The sequence below is a fragment of the Faecalibacterium sp. i21-0019-B1 genome (assembly GCF_042852915.1).
Lineage (GTDB): Bacteria > Bacillota > Clostridia > Oscillospirales > Ruminococcaceae > Faecalibacterium > Faecalibacterium taiwanense.
The window spans coordinates 1,934,415-1,954,006 of record NZ_AP031425.1 but is presented as its reverse complement, the minus strand read 5'-3'; the positions used below and the strand labels follow the sequence as shown (position 1 = coordinate 1,954,006).

The window sequence follows — 19,592 nt, the reverse complement described above, 5'->3', positions numbered from 1 at the left end:
AGAGTTCTGTTAACACATCGTTGTATCCATTATAATCCGGCCCGGGTGGGATTGCAAGCACTTCCGCGGGGATGCAAGAGAAAATAATCGGCCTTTTTTGGGAGATTTGACGAATTCATACCCCTGTCAAATCGAAAGAAGGCGTATACTCTTCCTTCGCGCTGCTCTTCTGCTGCATGTAGCCCTGCGCCAGTCCCTTGTCCATGGCATAGTTGACCACCCGGCGGTATTCATAGGTGGTAATGCGCCGTCCGATGCCGTGCTCTGCGGCTTTGTAAAACGGTGTGTACTGGCTCATGACGCTGGGGATGAAGCACTCGGGGTCTGCATCGTTCCACGCGGCCATCTGGTCAAGCACCGCAAAGCTGTCGTCAACATGGCCGGGCAGGGCAAGGTGCCGCAGAATGACCCCCTTTTGCAGGATGCCCTCTGCATTGAACACCGGGTGCCCGGCCTGTGCCATCATGGCTTCAATGGCGGGCTTTGCCTGCGCAAAATAGTCCGGTGCAGAGGAAAGCTCTGCCGAGAGGGCGGAGGAGACGTATTTCAGGTCGGCCAGCCAGATGTCGATGTATCCGCGCCATGCTTCCACGCTTTCCACCGTTTCGTAGCCGCCGGTGTTGCATACGATGGGCAGATGCAGGCCCTTAGCCCGGGCAATATCCAGCGCGGCAATGATCCAGGGCCGCCACTGGCCGGGCGTGACCAGATTGATGTTGTTGGCACCCTGCTCCTGCAGATTCAGGAAAATCTCTGCCAGATGTTCCACGCTGATCTCCTTGCCAAGGCCCTCGGCGCTGATGGGATAGTTCTGGCAGAAGCAGCATTTGAGGGTGCAGCCGGAAAAGAACACCGTGCCGCTGCCCTTTGTGCCGCTGATGCATGGCTCCTCCCAGTAGTGCAGGGCAGCGCGGGCTGCTTTTAAGGTGCCGCCCGCGCCGCAGAAACCGGTGCGTCCGGCAGCACGGTCGGCCCCGCACCGGCGCGGGCAGAGGGTGCAGGAAGAGGGAACGGAGACGAAATCGCTTTTCGGCATAATATCCAAAGTCCTTTGCTGAAAGTTTGTCAGCCCCAGTATACCACTTTTCGCCCCGGACGTGCTATACTATAAGATAAGGAAAAAATAATACATATGGAAAGCAACATCTTTGCAAGGTCCGTGTGGCGGACTGCGGCGGAGAGAACGTTGTGATGGAGGAGACCATGCGCACCGAAACCGATGAGATCCGCGATAATCTCAAGTACCTGACCCTGCTCTCGCGGGATTATCCTTCGCAGGCGGCGGCAGCCAGCGAGATCATCAGCACGCAGGCACTGCTCAAGCTGCCCAAGGGTACCGAGCACTTCATGAGCGACCTGCACGGCGAGAATGAAGCTTTTGTGCATATTCTGAATTCCGCTTCCGGTGTCATTCGCGAAAAAGTGGATCAGGTGCTGGGCGATACCGTGCCGAAGCATACCCGCGCCGAGCTGGCAACGCTGATCTATTACCCCAACGAAAAGCTGCCCCAGCTCAAGGCACGCTGTACCAGTGAGGAAGCGCTGGATCAGTGGTACACCGAAACGCTGCTGAGTCTCATTGATATCTGCCGTCTGGTGTCCTCCAAGCATACCCGCGACCATGTGCGCAGATGCCTGCCTGCCAGCTGCGGCTACATTCTGGACGAGCTGCTCCACGCCCATTTTGAGGATCACGACAAGGATCTGTACTACGGCCAGATCGTGGGCAGCATCATTGAAAATGGCCGTGCCGACCACTTTATCGTGCGGCTGTGCGAGCTGATCAAGCATCTGGCAGTGGACAAGCTGCACATCGTGGGCGACCTGTTCGACCGCGGCCCACGCCCGGATATCATCCTCGATCTGCTCATGCGCCACCACAATGTGGATATCCAGTGGGGCAACCACGATGTAGTATGGATGGGTGCCGCTGCGGGCAGCCCCATCTGCATCTGCACGGTGCTCAAGACCACGCTGGCTTATCATAACCACGGAATGCTGGAGGACTGCTACGGCATCAACCTGCGCCATCTGCAGCGCATGGCCGAGCAGTTCTACGGCAATGATGATCTTTCCATCTGGATGCCTCATACCGATGCGGCCCGCGGCCCCTACACCAGGGGAATGCTGCACCGCTGTGCCGTGATGCACAAGGCCATCAGCATTCTGATGTTCAAGCTGGAGTGCCATGTCATCGACCGCAACCCGGACTTCCAGATGCAGGAGCGAGATTATCTGCGCCGCATCGACTGGGAAAAGCACACGGTAAAGATCGGCGAAAAGGAGTATCCGCTGCGGGATACCTCGTTCCCCACGGTGGACCCCGCCGACCCGGCCGCACTGCACCCGGATGAACAGCTGGTGCTGCGCAAGCTGGTGCAGTCCTTCCGCCAGAGCGAAAAACTGCAGCAGCATGTTGAATTTCTCTATGCAAAGGGCAGCGTGTACCACATTGAGAACGGCAACCTGCTCTACCATGGGGCTGTGCCCATGACCAGCCGCGGCACCTTTGCCATGGAGCGCTTTGAGGGCCGCTACTACTCCGGCCGCGCACTGATGGACTACTGCGATGCCCGCGCCCGCCGGGGCTACTATGCACCGGAAGGCAGCGCTGCCCGCCAGAGCGGACAGGATTTTTTGTGGTATCTGTGGTGCGGCAAGCTTTCGCCGCTGTTTGGCCGCAGTGCCATGACCACCTTTGAGCGGCTCTATATAGAGGACGCTTCCACCCACACCGAGGTGAAGGACCCCTATTATACATGGTATAACGATGAGGCTGTCTGCCGCCGCATTCTGGCCGAGTTTGGCCTGCCCGGTGCCAGCCACATCGTCAACGGCCACGTGCCGGTGCGGGAAAAGAACGGCGAAAGCCCCATCAAGGGCGGCGGACGGCTGGTGGTGATCGACGGCGGTTTCTGCCGTGCCTACCACGAAAAGACCGGCATTGCGGGCTACACGCTGGTGTATTCCAGCCGCACCATGTCCCTGCGCACTCATCAGCCCTTTGAAAGTGCCGAGAAAGCGGTGAAGGATAATCTGGATATCATTTCCCAGAAAAACATTCTGGAAACCGAAAATCATCGCATTCTCGTGGAGGACACCGACGAGGGCGAGGTGCTGCGGGAGCGTGTGCACGACCTCAAGCAGCTGGTGGCTGCCTACCAGCTGGGCTGGATCACTGAGACTCGGTGCGAAGACCACATCTGGTAAAGAAAGCGCAACAGCAATGTATCTGGTTTTTGTAAAATACCTGAAAAAGAAATCAAAATTTTGGAATATCCTGCGCGAAAATGGGCAAAACAGAAAATAATAAAACAACACCAAACGGGGCTTTGCTTTTTTGTGAAAGTTGTGTATAATAAGATAGCTGTACGTGTACGGCCTTATGGCCCATGCACATCAGGCAGCTTTTATGGAAAATGCTTTCAGGAACCTTAACAGGCCCGCGGCTGCGGGCCTCCGACAAGGAGATCATAAAATTGGAGAAATTTGTTATTACGGGCGGCAAGCCCCTGCACGGCGAAGTTACCATTTCGGGTGCCAAAAATGCGGCGGTGGGCGTCCTGCCTGCAACCATTCTGGCAGCGGATGTCTGTGTGATCGAGAATCTGCCGGATATCAGTGATGTGGCGGTGAGCCTGAAGATCCTCAGCGTTCTGGGCGCACAGATCAAAATGATCAACCGCAACACCTACGAGATCGACACCACCCATCTGACCGGCACCAACGTCCCGGACGACCTGTCCCGCCAGATGCGCGCCAGCTACTACTTTCTGGGCGCACTGCTGTCCCGTTTTGGCAAGGCTCAGGTGGCCATGCCCGGCGGCTGCAACCTCGGCCCCCGCCCCATTGACCAGCACCTGAAGGTGTTCAGTGCTCTGGGCGCAGAGGACAGCGTGGACTACGGCATGATCACCGTGCGCGCCAAGGAGATGAACGGTGCACACATCTTCTTTGATAAGGTCAGCGTGGGCGCTACCATGAACGGTATGCTCTCCGCTGTAATGGCCAAGGGCCAGACCATTCTGGAAAACTGTGCCAAGGAACCCCATGTGGTGGATCTGGCAAACTTCCTGAATATGTGCGGTGCGAACATCCGCGGCGCAGGCACCGATGTGATCAAGGTGCGCGGCGTGGAAAAGATGCACGGCTGCACCTACAGCATCATCCCGGATCAGATTGAGGCTGGCAGCTACATGGTGGCTGCTGCTGCCACCGGCGGCGATGTTCTGGTGAAGAACGTTACCCCCAAGCATCTGGAACCCATTACCGAAAAGCTGCGCCGTGCAGGCGTGGAGGTGGAAGAATTTGACGATGCTGTGCGTGTGCGCCGCACCGGCGATATTCTGCCGCTGAAGATCAACACGATGCCGCATCCCGGCTTTCCCACCGACATGCAGCCCCTGATGGGCGTGCTGCTGAGCGTGGCCAAGGGCACCAGCACCGTGACCGAGAGCGTGTGGGACAACCGCTTCCGCTATGTGGACGAGCTGCGCAAGATGGGTGCCAACGTGCAGGTGGACGGTCAGGTGGCTGTGTTTGAGGGCGTGGATAAGCTCACCCCTGCACCGCTGCGCGCACTGGATCTGCGTGCAGGCGCTGCCATGGTGGTGGCTGCGCTGATGGCAGACGGCACCAGTGAGATCGAGGAAATCGGCCACATCGAGCGCGGCTACGAGAATATCGTGGAAAAGCTGCGCGGTCTGGGTGCAGACATCAGCAAGGTGGAGCGTATGCCCGCTGCACTGGATCAGGCACTGTAACTTATAAAAAGCAAACAGCCTGCTGCATATGCGGCGGGCTGTTTTTGAGTGTATCAGAGGTTTTTCATGGCAGAATTCATCTCGTTATATTCGGGTTCCTCCGGCAACAGCAGTGTGGTGCGCTGCGGGCAGCGGTATCTCATTGTAGATATGGGCAAGGGCGTGCGCACTACCTCGGCGGCGCTCAAGGCGCTGGGCCTTGCCGCCAGTGACTGCGACGGCATCCTTGTCACCCACGAGCACAGCGACCATGTGAAGGGGCTTTCCACCTTCCTCAAAAAGAACACGCTGCCGGTGTACGGTGCAGCGGAAACGCTGGATTTTCTGGACAGCAACGGCATTGTACCGGCCAGCTGTGAGCTGCACGAGCTGGAAGGCAGGGAAGAGGACGTGGGCGCGTTTGGCGTGCAGAGCTTTCCCACCAGCCACGATGTGCCCTGTGTGGGCTACCGCATCCACACCCCGGACGGCAAGACCATGACCATTGCAACCGACCTTGGCATGCTCACGCCGCCGGTGCACGAGGCGCTTTCCGGCTGCGACCTTGTGGCACTGGAGAGCAACTACGACCTGCACATGCTGCGCAGCGGGCCGTATCCCTATTACTTACGGGCACGCATTGAAAGCACCCGGGGCCACCTTTCCAACGACGAGTGCTCGGCAAAGCTGCTGGAACTCATTCAGGAAGGGTGCAAAAAGTTTGCGCTGTGCCATCTTTCGCAGGAGAACAACACGCCTGCGCTTGCCCTGCAGACCGTGTTCAACACGCTGGGCGCGGCGGGCGTTGTGCCGGAGAAGGACTGCATCGTGCAGGCACAGCGCCGCAACGAAATGAGTCCTGTATTAGAGTTTTAAATAAAACAAACGGCAATGCATTTGCATTGCCGTTTGTTTTATTCAGCTGCTTTCTGTGTGCGGATGTCATCGCCTGCAAAAAGGCAGGGGACAAAGGCAGAAAGGCGGCTGGAAATTTTTTCGGTATACAGCTTTTCCAGCAGAGCACCGTCAGTGATGTTGGTGGTGACGATGGTGGGCAGCTTTGCACCCAGCCGGTTGTTGAGCAGACTGTACAGACTGCTGATGAGGAAGGCAGAGTTGAACTCCGAGCCAAGATCATCCAGAATGAGCAAATCGGCCCCGGCAGCGGTCTGCATCAGCGTTTCCTCCTCGCCTGCCGGGTCTGCACCAAAGTGCAGCCCTTCCAGTTTGGAGAAAAAGTCCGGGCTGGAAACATAGATCACATCGTAGCCCTTTTCCAGCACGATGCCCGCAATGGCAAGGGCCGCATGGGTCTTGCCAAGGCCCGCATTGCCAAACAGCATTAGGCTCTCGCTGTGGTGGTCAAACTCTTCCGCGTAGCTGCGCAGGTCTGCCAGCATATCGGCCATGTAAGGGCGGATGGCGCCGCCCACCTTTTCATCGGCACGGTTCGGGTAATAGCGCAGCTCCATGGTGTCAAAGCTTGCAATGGACAGGCTGGACAGCGCCTCGATCTCCTTGCGGCGCAGCTGCTGCATCACCTTGTGCACGCACTCACAGGTGCGGCCATTCACGCTGCCGGTGTCCTGACATTTGGGGCAGACAAAGCGCGGCTCCAGTGCATCAGCGGGCCGTCCGCTTTGTGCCAGCAGGGCGGTCAGCTTCTGCTTTGCATCGGCAAGGGCGGCGGCAGCTTCGGTGCGGTCCTTGCCCGCAGCACCGGCCAGTGCGCAGCGGATGCCCCGCACCCGCACCTCTTCTTCTGCATGGCGCAGGGCGGGAATGGCGGCTTCGGCTTCGGCGCGGGCATCCTCGGCTCTGGCTCTGGCCATCTGCCGCCGGGCGGCCACGGTGCGCATGGCTTCCTGATACAGTTCGTTTTTGGTACGCATGGCTCCTCCTTATTCCGACTTCTTTTTCAACGGACGGCGGCGGGCAGCGTTCTTGAGGAAATCGTTGCCGCTGGGGGCTTCGCGGTCTACCCGGAGGTTTCGGCTTGCGCCTGCAGCAGCCACCGGGCTGCGCACATCGTGCACGGTGCGCAGGCCCTTGGCGTTCCATGTTTTGAGGATACTGTTCCAGTACCACAGGTCGCGCTTGGCCCCGGCCTGCACGGCAGCTTCCTGCACCATGGCATCGTCGTAGCCGTAAACCTCGTACCAGCGTGCAATGGCCTTGCGCCCGCCAAGGGTCAGCTCGCTTTCCGGGATGTTCAGAAGGCCGCTGACATACTGCTCGCGGCTCTGGCGCAGTGCCAGCAGTTTGAGGTGGGCATCGGCCTGCTCACCGGTCTCCACGCCCTCGGTGCGCCACACCTTCAGCTCATGCACTACGGCGGCCATGGTGCTGCGGCCGGTGCTGGCAACATAGGCGGTGCACAGCATCACGGTCTCCGGCGCAAAGCCCTCCTGCATATAAAGGTTGACCAGCTTTTCCATCTCCCTGTGGGTCAGCGGACGGGCAAAGCCGGTCTGTGCGCAGTCGATCAGGCTGGAGATCATGGGGTCGGTGCGGCTGGCCGCAGCGATCTCGGCCCAGGTCATGGGTGCGGGGGCGCTGGGTTCCTCGCCCGGTGCAGCGTTCTCTTCGTACCGCTCCAGCAGGCCAGCGCCTGCCCAGAAGGAGAGGGCGCTCTCGGCGCTGATGCGGCTGCGCAGCTTGAGGTCGGCACAGATCTTGTCCGGGTCGGTGATGCCGGTCGCCAGCACATACAGAGCCACGCGCACATTGTATTCTTCGGCGATGCCCAGTTTGGAAAACACCAGCTGCGGCACTGCAATGGTATCGCCCTTGAGTTCTTTTAAACGATAGATCATGTTTTATTCCTTCGGCTTGTCCGGCTCGGCTTCGGCGGCAGGCGGCTCCCACGGGTCGCTGTCCATCATGCTGGGACAGTTTTTCCAGCGGTCAGGATCGGCATTGAACGCGTCCTGCAAAAAAGCGGCTGTGGCCTCCCGGCCCTCGTCGGTGAGCGGAAACACCTTCTGCACCCGCAGGGCAGGGTCGGTCTTTTCAATGGTCCAGGGGTCCGGCCAGTAGTCCACGGTGAGGATGCTTTCCTCTTTTGTGGCACCCTCGCCGCCGTCCGGGTCCGGCACGGTGCGCTTGCCGGGGATCATCCGGTATCGCAGACCGTATTCGTTGCCGCTGTAGGAATTTTTGCATTTGAAGTAATGCAACAGGGGAACAAAGATCATGGCAGAGTCCTTTCGTATTTTGCAGGGAGCGGCTGTAAGCAAAAACGGCAAACCGATATTCCACGGTTTGCCGTTTGTTTTTGGAGCAGGGTACGGGACCCGAACCCGCCGCCTGCTGCTTGGGAAGCAGCCGCTCTACCGGATGAGCTAACCCTGCAAGTTGCTCATTTATTGTAGCAAAGAGGGACGGGATTGTCAAGGGCCGGAGAATGTCAGTTTTTCTGGGCATCGGTCAGGTCCAGCACCGGCGTGAAGGGGTCGAACACAAGGCCGGTGATGCCGTCCGCCACCAGCAGACGCCTGTTCTGGCCCAGCAGCGGCACCACGGCGCAGCCTTCCAGCAGCTGGCGCTCACAATCGGCCAGCAGGGCACAGCGGGCGTTGCCGGTCTGCTGGGCACTCTCGGCCAGACGCTGAGAGTAGATGGGGTCGGACCAGCCGGTCAGGCCGCCGCCCTCGGCCGTGAACTGCTGCAGCATCTGGTATACGCTGCCGCCTTCGGCGCGGATGGGAGCCAGCGCAATGGTGTAGCTGCCCGCTGCAAGGCGTTTGTCGAACTCCTCCTGCGGAACCTCTTCCACCGAGAAGAAAAGGGAGCAGTCCTTCTGCCATGCGCCGTTGATCTGCTCGGCCAGTTCGGTCAGGCCGGCTTCCTTCGGCAGCAGGATGGTCACGCCGGAAAAATCCGAGCTGGCCATGCCCTGCCGTGCATTCAGGTACAATGTACGGGGGTCGGTGATGGTGGGCAGCGGGTTCCTGACAGACTTGCGGTAATCGATGCCGTCCACGGAAAGGCCGGTGGGCACAAGACCCTCGGCAGCGGTGTACAGACCGGAAGAGGGCACATCCACATTCTCCCGGGCGATGCCGGCAAGCGCCTGCCGCAGTTCCTGATCGGCAAACACAGAATCTTCGGCGCTGTTGAACAGCAGTGCCCAGGTGGTGTCGGAGTAATCCACCGACTGCAGCGAGGTATCCTCGCCGGTGTCGTCCAGCGCGGCGGAGCATTTTTCGTCTGCAATGAGCTGGGCGGCGCTCTTGCCGGTGCTGCCGGTGTTCTGCACCAGACGCAGGCTGCCGATCATGGGGGAGGAGACATCCCGGCGCAGGAACAGGCCGCTGGCCGTCCAGTTGTAAAGATAGAAGCTGCCGCTGGAAAGGGTGGTCTTGGCGGTCAGGCCGTAGGTGCCGCGGGTGCTCTCAAAAAATGCTTCATCGCAGGGCATGGCACCGGGCAGGGTGAGCTTGGCAAGGAAGTTGTCGTCCTTTTCACTCAGGCGGAACACCAGCGTCAGCGGGCCGGCGGCCGAAACGCCCAGCGTGCTGGCATCGGCTGTGCCAGCCAGCACGGCAGCACTGTTCTCAAGGGCGGCAAACTCCACGGCATAAGGGGAATTTGTCTGCGGCTGGAATATACGCCGGAATGCAAACACAAAGTCCTCGGCAGTGATGGTGTGATCCGTGGAAGCGCCCTTAACGGCCTTGTAGGTCAGGCCGTCCTTGATCTGGAAGGTGTAGGTCTTGCCATCGGAGGAGACCGTCCAGCTCTCGGACAGATCGGGCACGATCTCGCCATCCGCTTTTTTGCGGACAAGCCCGCTGTAAAGGTTCTCGCAGGCGATCACGTCCGGTGCAGCAGAAGCCACCTGCGGGTCGAGGTTTGCGGGAATGGTATCCACGAACCATGTAAAGCTTGGCGCACTGGAACTGCTGCCGCAGCCGGTGAGCGCAAGCAGGAACGCAGCAGCAAGCAATGCTGCGGTAATACGGAAGAACTGTTTCAAGGGGATGACCTCATTCTATGGTATTTGCGAAAAAAGGCTTTTTGTATACAAAAAGCACTCTGCTTCGACAAGTGTAGCAGAAACAGCGGCAAAATACAATTGCAGAATTGTGAATTTACCTTGCTTTTTGGGGCAAAAAGGGCGTTTTTCCGTTGCCAATTGCGGCTAAATGGACTATAATGGTACAGCGAAACATCTCTGCACCCGTTTTGAGGTGCGTTCTGAATACGATATTATGGAGGAGGAACTGTTTTTATGCAGAAGGATCAGCAGAAACTGATTGAACTCATCAAAGGCAAAAAAGTGGCCTTTATTGGTGCCGGTGTCAGCCACAAGACCCTGATCAAGGAGTTTGTGGAGATGGGTGCCCATGTGACCCTGTGCGACCAGAAAAAGAGCGTGGAGGACTTTGGCGATTACGCTGCAACCATCAAGGAGCTGGGCATCGACCTGAGCTTGGGCGAAAACTATCTGGATGGCTTCAAGGGTCAGGATATCATCATGCGCACCCCGGGCTTTGTGGGCTACTTTGAAAAGCCCCTGCAGGATGCCATGGCCGCAGGCACCATGGTCACCAGTGAGGTGGAGCTGTTCTTCGACTTCTGCCCCTGCGAGATCGTAGCCGTGACCGGCTCCGACGGCAAGACCACCACCACCACCCTGATCTCCAAGTTCTACGAGGCCGCAGGCCGCAAGGTGCATCTGGGCGGCAACATCGGCGCAGCTCTGCTGCCCATGCTGCCCGAGGTGGCTCCCGATGATGTGGCTGTGGTGGAGCTTTCCAGCTTCCAGCTCATCAGCATGCATTCCAGCCCCAACATTGCCGTGGTGACCAATGTCACCCCCAACCATCTGGACCACCACAAAAACATGCAGGAGTACATTGATGCCAAGCGCAACATCCTGCTGTACCAGAAGCAGCCCTGCCGCGCTGTGCTGGGCTATGAGAACGAGATCAGCCGTTCCATGCAGTCCGACTGCAAGGGCAAGCAGGTGTGGTTCACCCGCCTGCACGATACCGACAACGGTGCCTTCCTGCGCAAGGAGGACAACATGCTCTGCATGGCCGAGGATGGCGTTGTGACCCCCTTCCTGGCCCAGAAGGACGTGAAGCTGCGCGGCCTGCACAACATTGAAAACCTGCTGGCTGCTGCCGCTGCCGTGTGGGGCGAGGTGCCCGTGGAAGCCATCCAGAAGGTGGGCAGCACCTTTACCGGTGTGGAGCACCGCATTGAGCCGGTGCGCACGCTGGACGGCGTGCTGTACTACAACGACTCCATCGGCACCAGCCCGACGCGCACCATTGCCGGTCTGCGCAGCTTTAACCAGAAGGTCATTCTGATTGCTGGCGGCTACGACAAGCACATTCCTTATGAGCCGCTGGCACCGGAAGTGGTGGCCCACGTGAAGAACCTTGTGCTGATGGGTGCCACCGGCCCCCGCATCGAAAAGGCTGTGCGCGAGGACCCGAACTTCAACGAAGCAGAGCTGCCCATCCAGCATGCCGACAACATGCAGCACGCTGTGGAGCTGGCCCGTGCCTGCGCAAAGCCCGGTGACATCATCATCCTGTCCCCGGCCAGCGCATCGTTTGACCTGTACCCCAACTTTGAGGTGCGCGGCCGCGAGTTCAAGAAGATCGTCAACGAGCTGAAGTGATCGCGCAGGTCAGCACAAAAGCCCACCGCGCCCGCTTTTTAAATGCCTGCCGGGGAAAATGGGTGCTGGGGGCGACCCTGCCGCTGGATCTTGCCCTTTTTAGCAAAAGCCAGCCGTGGCGATTCTACGCAGGACCTACACTGGCGCTGGAACTCAGCGGCAGCACCGCATGGGCAGCAGGGCACGCAAACCCGGAAGAGCTGGCCAGCTTTCTGGCTTTCTGCGGGTGTGAAAGCATCATTTTAGACGAAAACGAATGCCCACCGCCTGCCGGGTGGTGCAAAGCTGAAACGCTGACTGTATTCGGCCTTGCACCCGGCAAGGCTCTGCCGCTGCCCGCTGCAGACGAGACGCTCTGGGCCGGACTGACCCTTGACAGAGAACCCTCTGCCATGGATGTGGCACGGGCGCTCTACCCGGCGGATACGGCAAAGCAGGAGGACTTTTACTCCGAGCTTTGCACAAAGCGCACCCGCGGCAAAGCCCTTGTGTGGGCGCTGCGGCAGGGGAGTGAAACGATCTGCACGGTAGGGGCCTATGCCCTTGCGAACAGGCAGGCCTACATGGCCTGCGGGCAGACAGCCCAGCCTTTGCGGGGCAAGGGCATCGGCGGGCGGCTCATTGTGCAGATGGCGAACGAGCTTGCCGCCAAGGGGGAGCACCCGGTGTTTCTCTGCAGCCCGGAGCGGGTGCACTTTTATACCCGGCTTGGCTTTGAAAAGCTGGGGGAATATGCAAGATATGAACAAACTCCTTCAGTCAAAACCTGACGGTTTTGCCAGCTCCCTCAATGAGGGAGCCTTTGGCAGGACGGAAAAGCTTTCTGCATAAGTGAAACGTTCTGGTTTCGTCAGGAGCTCCCTCCCTGAGGGAGCTGGCGCACGAAGTGCGGCTGAAGGAGTCATTCCGACAGAAAGCCTGCGCTCTATAAAATCTATAAAATTAAGGAACCGTTATAATGTCAATGCTGAACCACTTTTTCAATTACAAACCCGAAGTTCTGGCGCTGGACGAAAAGGCTATGGAGCTGTGCCAGCCCTACTTCCGCCATATGGAGGAGATCCGCGATTTTAACCAGCTCAAAATGCTGAAAGCCTTTGCGGATACCCAGATGTCCTCCACCGATATGCTGGGCACCACCGGCTACGGCCTGTGGGATACCGGTCGCGCAAAGCTGGAGCAGATCTTTGCCGAGGTGATGGGCGCAGAGGATGCCCTCGTGCGCAGCCAGTTCCAGAGCGGCACCCACACGCTGGCTGTGGCGCTGTTCGGCCTGCTGCGGGCAGGGGACACCCTACTGGCTGCCACCGGCCGTCCCTACGATACGCTGGAAGGTGTGATCGGTCTGGACGGCAAGGGCAGGGGCACCGGCACCCTGATGGATTACGGCATCCGGTACGATGAAGCTCCGCTGAAAGCCGACTTCACCCCGGATTATGACCTGATCGCCCAAAAGGCCCCCGGTGCAAAGGTGTGCCACATCCAGCGCAGCCGCGGCTATCTGCAGCGCAATGCCTTTGATCTGGAAACGATCCGAAAAATTGCGGATACCGCCCGCGCCGCAAACCCGGACATCATTATTTTTGTGGATAACTGCTACGGCGAGTTCACCCAGACGCAGGAACCCTGTCAGATGGGCGCAGACCTTGTGGTGGGCAGCCTGATCAAGAACCCCGGCGGCGGCATCGCTCCCACCGGCGGCTACATTGCGGGCCGCAAAGACCTTGTGGAGCTGTGCGCTTACCGCCTGAATGCGCCCGGTCTCGGCAAGGATCTGGGCTGCACGCTGGAAACGCCCCGTGATATGTATCTGGGCTTCTACTATGCGCCCGGCGTGGTGTGCGAGGCCATCAAGACCGCCATTTACGCCCAGTGTATGCTGGAGCTGCTGGGCAAGAATCCAGTGCCGCGCTACTGCGACGACCACAACGACATCGTCACCTGCTTTGATGCAGGCACTGCGGATGCGCTCATCGGCTTCTGTCAGGGCATTCAGGCTGCAAGTCCCGTGGACAGCTATGCCGCCCCGGAACCTTCTCCGGAGCCGGGCTATACTGATGAGGTGGTCATGGCAAGCGGCAGCTTTACACAGGGCAGCACCATCGAGCTTTCCTGCGACGGCCCGCTGCGTGAGCCGTACACCTGCTACCTGCAGGGCGGTCTGAACTTTGCTGCCAGCCGTGCAGGCGTGCTGCTGGCCATCCAGAAGGCTTATTTTAAGGACTGAAAAGGGGAGAGCGCATGCCTGTTTTAAGTGACCGTGTGGGTACCTTCACGGATTCTGTCATCCGCCGCATGACCCGCATCAACAATCAGTACGACTCCATCAACCTCTCGCAGGGCTTCCCGGATTTTGACCCGCCGAAGCAGTTGCTGGACGCTCTGGCCGAAACAGCTTACAAAGGCCCGCACCAGTACGCTGTGACCTTTGGCGCGCAAAACTTCCGCGAGGCGCTGGCAAAAAAGACCAGCCCTGCCCTGCACCACGAAGTAGACCCCAACACCGAGATCTGTGTGACCTGCGGCGGCACTGAGGCCATGATGGCCGCCATGATGACCATCTGCAACCCCGGCGACAAGGTGATGATCTTCTCACCGTTCTACGAGAACTACGGTGCCGATGCCATTCTTTCGGGCGCGGAACCCATCTATATCCCGCTGGTGCCGCCCACCTATGAGTTTGACATCAGCCTGATCGAAAAGGGCTTTGCCGAGGGTGCCAAGGCGCTGATCCTGTGCAACCCCTCCAATCCCTGCGGCAAGGTGTTCCGCCGCGACGAGCTGGAAGCCATTGCAAAGCTGGCCATCCAGTACGATGCCTTTGTGGTGACGGATGAGGTGTACGAGCATATCATCTACGCGCCGGCAGAGCATATCTGCATGGCAAGCCTGCCCGGCATGTTTGAGCACACCATCACCTGCAACTCGCTCTCCAAGACTTACTCCATCACGGGCTGGCGTCTGGGCTATCTGATCGGACCCGCAGAGGTCATTGAGGGCGCGCGCAAGGTGCACGACTTTCTCACTGTGGGTGCGGCTGCACCCCTGCAGGAGGCCGCTGTGGCCGGTTTGGAGATGCCCGCCAGCTATTACGAAGAGCTGCAGGCCCTTTACACAGAAAAGCGCGATCATTTTCTGGCCGGGCTGGACCGTGTGGGGCTGAAGCACAATGTTCCGCAGGGCACCTATTTTGTGATGATCGATATTTCCGATTTTCTGGCGCTGCCCCAGTTCAAGGGCTGGACCGACCTGCAGTTCTGTGAGTGGATGATCCGGGAAGTGGGCGTGGCCGCTGTGCCTGGCTCCAGCTTCTTCCGGGAGCCGGTGAACCACCTGATCCGGATGCACTTTGCCCGCGGCACCGATGTGCTGGACGAAGCCGTCCGCCGGCTGGAAAAGCTGCAGGCTTTACTGAAATAAAAGCAAAACAAAAAACAACAGCGCCGCAGGAAGTTTCCTGCGGCGTTGTCTCTTTCCCGATACTCTATACACGATTCATCACACGGCGTGGCGCTGCACGGTGGGCATTGGCTCCACAAGAGCGGGATGCATCCCCTCGCGGTAGTCCAGGTCGCCCTGATCCATACCGCGCAGCAAGACCTCGGCGGTGGCAATGTTGGTGGCAATGGGTACGCTGTGCATATCGCACAGGCGGAGCAGATTCTGCTCGGTGATGCTGGCGGCATCCGCTTTCAGCGGGTCACGGAAGAACAACACCAGATCCACTTCGTCGCACGCAATGCGGGAAGTGATCTGCTGCACACCGCCCAAGCGCCCGGAGAGATAACAGTGCACGGGCAGGCCGGTAGCCTGCGCCAGCATCCGTCCGGTGGTGCCGGTAGCAATGACTGTGTTTTTGGACAAAATGGCGCTGTAAGCAGTGCAGAACTGCAGTGCAAGCTCTTTGCGGGAATCGTGTGCAAGAATGGCGATCGTCATATTGCTCTCTCCTTTGTTCCAAGTATAGTGTTGTGTGTGACGAACAACTTTCTCATTGGAAAGTGAAATGAAGTGAAATCGTTATCAAAATTTCCAATATAGTTTTACCGCAATAAAACCGTGCTTGTCAAGAGCTTTTTTATACTTTTTACCAGATAAAACGGAGAAAGTAAGACTATTACTTTGTAAGAATTGGAGAGAACTGGGATACAATCATCTATATCAGTGGTCGAATAGGAAAGGCAGATTGAAAACATAATTCAGTTTTTGTCTTTGCTGAAAGAACATTTCATGGGAATAAAACAAAAATACAGGCTGGCGCAAATCGCACCAGCCTGTTTCGGAAAAAACTTTTCAGTTTCGTTTCTAAATTATGAATATTATGGAGAAAACGCTCACTCCCGATTTCCGCACTGGAAAGGTGGGTTCAGCGGGCTTTAGCGGATCTGACCATTGCCGTGGATGATATACTTGTAGCTGCACAGCTCGGCCAGTCCCATGGGGCCGCGGGCGTGGAGTTTCTGGGTGGAAATGCCCATTTCACACCCAAGGCCGAATTCACCGCCATCCGTAAAGCGAGTGGAACAGTTCACATACACGGCGGCGCTGTCCACTGCGGCAGTGAACAGATCGGCATGGGCCTGTGTCTGGGTCAGGATGGCTTCGCTGTGGCCGGTGGAGTGCTCAGCAATATGCCCGATGGCCTCCTCTACGCTGTCCACGACCTTGACCGCGAGGATGTAGTCCAGAAATTCGGTGTCAAAGTCCTTTTCGCCGGCAGGCGTGCCAACGATTATGGCGGCGGCGCGCTTATCAAGACGAAGCTCTACCGGATGCAGACCCTTTGCAATGCGGTCCGGGCCAAGCCGCTGGGCCAGACGGGGAAGAAACTCCCCAGCAATGGCAGAGTGCACAAGGCACACTTCCTCGGCGTTGCACACGCTGGGGCGGCTGGCCTTGGCGTTCTCGATGATGTCCAGAGCTTTGTCCAGATCGGCGGTGTCGTCTACGTACACATGGCAGATGCCGGTGCCGGTCTGGATGCAGGGGACCTTGGCGTTCTGAACGCAGGCACGGATCAGCCCGGCACCGCCGCGCGGGATCAGCAGATCCACATAGCCTACAGCGGTCATCAGGGCGTTGGCAGAAGCGTGGGTGGTGTCCTCGATCAGGCAGACCGCTGTCTCGGGCAGACCGGCTTTTTTCAGGCCCTGCCGCAGGGCTGTGACGATGGCGTTGGCACTGCGCCAGGCCTCCTTGCCGCAGCGCAGGATACAGGCATTGCCGCTCTTGATGGCAAGGGCAGCGGCATCGCTGGTCACATTGGGGCGGCTCTCGTAGATAATGGCGATCACACCCATGGGCACAGCCGTCTTTTCAATGACAAGCCCGTTGGGGCGCTCCACCCGGTTCAGCACCCGGCCCACCGGGTCGGGCAGAGTGGCAACCTCGCGGATGCCCTGCGCCATGGCTTCAATGCGCGGTGCGGTCAGGGCCAGACGGTCCAGCATCACATCGCTGATGTGCCCCTTGGCCGCAGCCATGTCCTCGGCGTTGGCGGCAAGGATGGCCGCCTGATCGTCTGCGCTGCACAGCGCATCTGCCATGCCCAGCAGGGCCGCGTTGCGGGCGGTGTTATCGGCCAGCGCAAGGGCACTTTTGGCGCTGCGGGCGGCTTCCAGAATTTCCTGTGTGGTCATGTGTTCAGTCCTCCTTGCGGGCCGCAAAGCGGGTGCCTGCGGATCTGCCTGCGGCAATGTCGTACAAAAGCTCCGGGTGTGCGCCGTTGGCAATGACCATATCGGCACCGCTGCCCGTTACCATGCGGGCAGCGCGCAGCTTGGTGGCCATGCCGCCGGTGCCAAGGGCCGAACCGGCACCATCGGCCAGAGCCATCACCTCGGGGGTGATCTCCTCCACCAGCGGGATGAGCTTTGCGTCCGTGTGGGTGTGGGGATTGGCGGTGTACAGGCCGTCGATGTCACTCAGTAGCACCAGCATGTCAGCCTTGGCGCAGCAGGCCACGATGGCCGCCAGCGTGTCGTTGTCGCCAATGGAGGTGATCTCATCGGTGGCAACGGTGTCGTTTTCGTTGATGATGGGCAGGGCACCCAGCTCCAGCAGGCGGGACAGGGTGTTCTGAAAGTTCACGCGGCGTTCGGTGTGCTCCACGTCCACGCCGGTGAGCAGGATCTGCGCCACGGTGTGATTGTAGGCGTTGAACAGCCGGTCGTAGGTGTACATCAGCTCACACTGGCCCACAGCGGCGCAGGCCTGCTTGGTGGTGGTGTCCTTTGGGCGGGTTGGCAGTGAGAGCTTGCCCACGCCCATGCCAATGGCACCGGAGGACACCAGAATAACCTCATGGCCCTCGTTTTTCAGGTCGCTGAGCACCTTGACCAGCTGTTCCGTGTGGCGGATGTTCAGCCGTCCGGTGGCGTATGCCAGAGTAGAAGTGCCTACTTTTACAACGATGCGCATGATATCCTTAACCCTTTCCCATTTCCTTTGTCTTATTGTACGAGGCGATCACGGCATCCATCACCGCACCGCGCAGGCCGTGCTCTTCCAGCACGCGCACGCCCTGAATGGTGCTGCCGCCGGGGCTGCATACAGCATCCTTGAGTTCGCCGGGATGCTTTCCGCTTTCCAGCACCAGCTTTGCGCTGCCCAGAACCATCTGCGCGGCATATTCCTGCGCTTTGGCGCGGGGCAGGCCGCAGGCCACGCCGCCATCAGCCAGAGCCTCAATAAACTGGTACACCCATGCCGGGCCGCAGCCGGAAACGCAGCTGGCGGCATCGATCAGACTTTCCGGCACGGCATCCAGACGGCCCGCAGGAGCCATGATCCTGAGGAAGGCTTCTTCTTCCTCAGCGGTGACATTGCTGGAACAGTACTGGATCATACCCTCGCCCACCGAAGCCGGGGTGTTAGGCATGATGCGGATCACAGGAAAGTCCTCACCGGCCATCTCCTGAATGCGGGCGATCGAAAGGCCCGCTGCCATGCTGCACAGCACAAAACGGCTGGGGCGCTCGTCAAAGGTGAATTTGAGCGGCTGGAGCAGAGCTTCCATCATCTGGGGCTTTACCGCCAGAAAAATCAGGTCGCAGTCACCGGCCACCTCGGCATTTGTGGCGGTTTTGCAGCCCAGTTCTTTGGCCAGTGCCTGTGCCTTGGCCGCAGTGCGGTTTGCCAGAAAAACTTTCTTAGGGTCAACAGCTTTGCAAACGGCACGGGCGATGGCTCCACCCATGTTGCCGCAGCCCAGAAAACCAATGGTATCCATCATAGTTTGTACCCTCCCTCAAAACGGCACTTCAATCACAGCCGTCTGCTCCCATTCTAAGCGTAGAGGAATATAAAATCAAGGGCCTTTTCCGCTTTTTTGCCGGAAGAAGCCGCTTTTGCAGGCATTGCGCACCGCCGGAAGGGGTTTAGGGGGCTGAGAAACGGCTTTTGAAGCGAGAAACTGCCGGAGTGAAAACGCAGGAAGATTCTTTGTTTACAAAATGGACAGAATCAATGCTTGCAATCGGGACGGCTTTTGCGGTATTATAATGTACGAAGCTGCCAATCGCCGTACGCAGCGGGAAAAATTTCTACGGTCGGGAAAGGAAGGTTTTTGTGTCACAAACAACGAAGCGGGCACTGGAAGCATCGCTGAAAAAGCTGCTGCTGGAAAAGCCCCTCAATAAGATCACGATCAACGATATCACCGAGGACTGCGGCGTGAACCGCATGACTTTCTACTACCACTTCAAGGATATTTACGATCTGGTGGATTGGATCCTGACGGAAGATGCGGTCAAGGCGATGGAAGGCCGCCAGAGCTTTGATACATGGACCGAAGCATTTCTGGACATCCTGCACCAGATCCGGGATAACAAAGCACTGGTACTGAACGTATACCGCTCTGTGGGGCGTGAACAGGTGGAGCAGTATCTGTACAAGCTTCTGGACCCCATGCTGAAGGAATTTGCGGATCGCGAATGCCGCGACATCACCGTGCAGGACGATGACAAGCAGTTTGTGGTGGATTTTTACAAATATGCGCTGGTGGGCGTGGTGCTGGAATGGATCCGCCGGGATATGAAGACCGAGCCCGCTGTGATGGTAGAACGTATGGGACGGATGCTGCAGGGCGATCTGCGCCGCGCGTTATGCCGCCTTGCCAGCAATAAGATCCATCTGGAACAGGACGGTTGAACCGGAAGAACGACAAAATTTTATCATAATCCGCGCCGTGATGGGTTTTCTATCACGGC

General features: G+C 58.5%; 17 protein-coding genes and 1 tRNA gene. 8 read left to right on the top strand and 10 right to left on the bottom strand.

The window, feature by feature from the left end; translation table 11 throughout:
- Window positions 1-115 precede the first annotated feature (115 nt).
- Window positions 116-1,036 (bottom strand): radical SAM protein, encoded by a 921-nt coding sequence (locus ACGHP1_RS09755; protein ID WP_097781681.1) that lies wholly within the window; start codon window positions 1,034-1,036, stop codon window positions 116-118.
- A 155-nt stretch (window positions 1,037-1,191) separates the two neighbouring features.
- On the opposite strand from ACGHP1_RS09755, the gene ACGHP1_RS09750 reads away from it, so the two are divergent.
- The 3 genes from ACGHP1_RS09750 to ACGHP1_RS09740 all read left to right on the top strand — a co-directional run bounded on the left by ACGHP1_RS09750 (window position 1,192) and on the right by ACGHP1_RS09740 (window position 5,618).
- Entirely contained in the window at window positions 1,192-3,210 is a 2,019-nt protein-coding gene (locus ACGHP1_RS09750) for a fructose-1,6-bisphosphatase (protein WP_207698997.1), read from the top strand.
- Window positions 3,211-3,479: 269 nt separating this feature from the next.
- On the top strand, window positions 3,480-4,763 hold the full coding sequence (locus ACGHP1_RS09745; RefSeq protein ID WP_196218898.1) for a UDP-N-acetylglucosamine 1-carboxyvinyltransferase: 1,284 nt from the start codon (window positions 3,480-3,482) through the stop codon (window positions 4,761-4,763).
- Window positions 4,764-4,829: 66 nt separating this feature from the next.
- Window positions 4,830-5,618 (top strand): MBL fold metallo-hydrolase, encoded by a 789-nt coding sequence (locus ACGHP1_RS09740; protein ID WP_207698995.1) that lies wholly within the window; start codon window positions 4,830-4,832, stop codon window positions 5,616-5,618.
- Between the two features lie 38 nt (window positions 5,619-5,656).
- Here the strand turns inward: ACGHP1_RS09740 and ACGHP1_RS09735 are convergent, their stop codons facing one another.
- The 5 genes from ACGHP1_RS09735 to ACGHP1_RS09715 form a co-directional block, all read right to left on the bottom strand.
- The gene (locus tag ACGHP1_RS09735) at window positions 5,657-6,634 is read right to left on the bottom strand and encodes an ATP-binding protein (protein WP_097781685.1); all 978 of its coding nucleotides are present in this window, start codon (window positions 6,632-6,634) and stop codon (window positions 5,657-5,659) included.
- Between the two features lie 9 nt (window positions 6,635-6,643).
- Window positions 6,644-7,558, bottom strand: a complete 915-nt coding sequence (locus ACGHP1_RS09730; RefSeq protein WP_390509220.1) for a DnaD domain-containing protein — start codon at window positions 7,556-7,558, stop codon at window positions 6,644-6,646.
- Between the two features lie 3 nt (window positions 7,559-7,561).
- Window positions 7,562-7,939 carry a hypothetical protein gene (locus tag ACGHP1_RS09725; RefSeq protein WP_005945802.1) on the bottom strand — a complete coding sequence of 126 codons (378 nt, stop codon included), beginning with the start codon at window positions 7,937-7,939 and terminating at the stop codon, window positions 7,562-7,564.
- An 81-nt stretch (window positions 7,940-8,020) separates the two neighbouring features.
- Window positions 8,021-8,096 (bottom strand) — tRNA-Gly (locus tag ACGHP1_RS09720).
- Window positions 8,097-8,151: 55 nt separating this feature from the next.
- Complete coding sequence (locus tag ACGHP1_RS09715; RefSeq protein WP_390509218.1) at window positions 8,152-9,723, bottom strand: peptide ABC transporter substrate-binding protein; 1,572 nt, start codon at window positions 9,721-9,723, stop codon at window positions 8,152-8,154.
- 255 nt (window positions 9,724-9,978) lie between these two features.
- Here ACGHP1_RS09715 and murD point away from each other — a divergent pair, with 255 nt between their 5' ends.
- The 4 genes from murD to ACGHP1_RS09695 all read left to right on the top strand — a co-directional run bounded on the left by murD (window position 9,979) and on the right by ACGHP1_RS09695 (window position 14,802).
- On the top strand, window positions 9,979-11,382 hold the full coding sequence (murD, locus tag ACGHP1_RS09710; protein WP_371292780.1) for a UDP-N-acetylmuramoyl-L-alanine--D-glutamate ligase: 1,404 nt from the start codon (window positions 9,979-9,981) through the stop codon (window positions 11,380-11,382).
- Window positions 11,379-12,152 carry a GNAT family N-acetyltransferase gene (locus ACGHP1_RS09705; RefSeq protein ID WP_371292781.1) on the top strand — a complete coding sequence of 258 codons (774 nt, stop codon included), beginning with the start codon at window positions 11,379-11,381 and terminating at the stop codon, window positions 12,150-12,152. The genes murD and ACGHP1_RS09705 overlap by 4 nt, the downstream gene beginning before the upstream one ends.
- Window positions 12,153-12,346: 194 nt before the next feature.
- The gene (locus tag ACGHP1_RS09700) at window positions 12,347-13,609 is read left to right on the top strand and encodes a methionine gamma-lyase family protein (RefSeq protein WP_005945812.1); all 1,263 of its coding nucleotides are present in this window, start codon (window positions 12,347-12,349) and stop codon (window positions 13,607-13,609) included.
- Between the two features lie 14 nt (window positions 13,610-13,623).
- Complete coding sequence (locus tag ACGHP1_RS09695) at window positions 13,624-14,802, top strand: pyridoxal phosphate-dependent aminotransferase (protein ID WP_097781690.1); 1,179 nt, start codon at window positions 13,624-13,626, stop codon at window positions 14,800-14,802.
- 78 nt (window positions 14,803-14,880) lie between these two features.
- On the opposite strand, the gene ACGHP1_RS09690 is transcribed toward ACGHP1_RS09695, so the two are convergent.
- From ACGHP1_RS09690 to proC, 4 genes are all read right to left on the bottom strand, one after another.
- A complete protein-coding gene (locus tag ACGHP1_RS09690; protein WP_097781691.1) occupies window positions 14,881-15,321 on the bottom strand; it encodes a methylglyoxal synthase in 441 nt (146 codons plus the stop codon).
- A 437-nt stretch (window positions 15,322-15,758) separates the two neighbouring features.
- Entirely contained in the window at window positions 15,759-17,021 is a 1,263-nt protein-coding gene (locus tag ACGHP1_RS09685) for a glutamate-5-semialdehyde dehydrogenase (RefSeq protein ID WP_390509215.1), read from the bottom strand.
- 4 nt (window positions 17,022-17,025) lie between these two features.
- A complete protein-coding gene (gene proB / locus ACGHP1_RS09680; protein ID WP_097775355.1) occupies window positions 17,026-17,802 on the bottom strand; it encodes a glutamate 5-kinase in 777 nt (258 codons plus the stop codon).
- 7 nt (window positions 17,803-17,809) lie between these two features.
- Window positions 17,810-18,616: a pyrroline-5-carboxylate reductase gene (gene proC / locus ACGHP1_RS09675; RefSeq protein WP_005945823.1), complete on the bottom strand. Its 807-nt coding sequence runs from the start codon at window positions 18,614-18,616 to the stop codon at window positions 17,810-17,812.
- Window positions 18,617-18,951: 335 nt separating this feature from the next.
- On the opposite strand from proC, the gene ACGHP1_RS09670 reads away from it, so the two are divergent.
- Window positions 18,952-19,533, top strand: coding sequence for a TetR-like C-terminal domain-containing protein (locus ACGHP1_RS09670; protein ID WP_390509211.1), 582 nt, complete (start codon window positions 18,952-18,954; stop codon window positions 19,531-19,533).
- Window positions 19,534-19,592: the final 59 nt, after the last annotated feature.

Coding starts and splice junctions, on each gene's coding strand:
- proB (WP_097775355.1), bottom strand. CDS start 17,802: ATGCGCATCGTTGTAAAAGTAGGCACTTCTACTCTGGCATACGCCACC.
- ACGHP1_RS09750 (WP_207698997.1), top strand. CDS start 1,192: ATGGAGGAGACCATGCGCACCGAAACCGATGAGATCCGCGATAATCTC.
- ACGHP1_RS09730 (WP_390509220.1), bottom strand. CDS start 7,558: ATGATCTATCGTTTAAAAGAACTCAAGGGCGATACCATTGCAGTGCCG.
- proC (WP_005945823.1), bottom strand. CDS start 18,616: ATGATGGATACCATTGGTTTTCTGGGCTGCGGCAACATGGGTGGAGCC.
- ACGHP1_RS09690 (WP_097781691.1), bottom strand. CDS start 15,321: ATGACGATCGCCATTCTTGCACACGATTCCCGCAAAGAGCTTGCACTG.
- murD (WP_371292780.1), top strand. CDS start 9,979: ATGCAGAAGGATCAGCAGAAACTGATTGAACTCATCAAAGGCAAAAAA.
- ACGHP1_RS09755 (WP_097781681.1), bottom strand. CDS start 1,036: ATGCCGAAAAGCGATTTCGTCTCCGTTCCCTCTTCCTGCACCCTCTGC.
- ACGHP1_RS09725 (WP_005945802.1), bottom strand. CDS start 7,939: ATGATCTTTGTTCCCCTGTTGCATTACTTCAAATGCAAAAATTCCTAC.
- ACGHP1_RS09735 (WP_097781685.1), bottom strand. CDS start 6,634: ATGCGTACCAAAAACGAACTGTATCAGGAAGCCATGCGCACCGTGGCC.
- ACGHP1_RS09685 (WP_390509215.1), bottom strand. CDS start 17,021: ATGACCACACAGGAAATTCTGGAAGCCGCCCGCAGCGCCAAAAGTGCC.
- ACGHP1_RS09740 (WP_207698995.1), top strand. CDS start 4,830: ATGGCAGAATTCATCTCGTTATATTCGGGTTCCTCCGGCAACAGCAGT.
- ACGHP1_RS09695 (WP_097781690.1), top strand. CDS start 13,624: ATGCCTGTTTTAAGTGACCGTGTGGGTACCTTCACGGATTCTGTCATC.
- ACGHP1_RS09700 (WP_005945812.1), top strand. CDS start 12,347: ATGCTGAACCACTTTTTCAATTACAAACCCGAAGTTCTGGCGCTGGAC.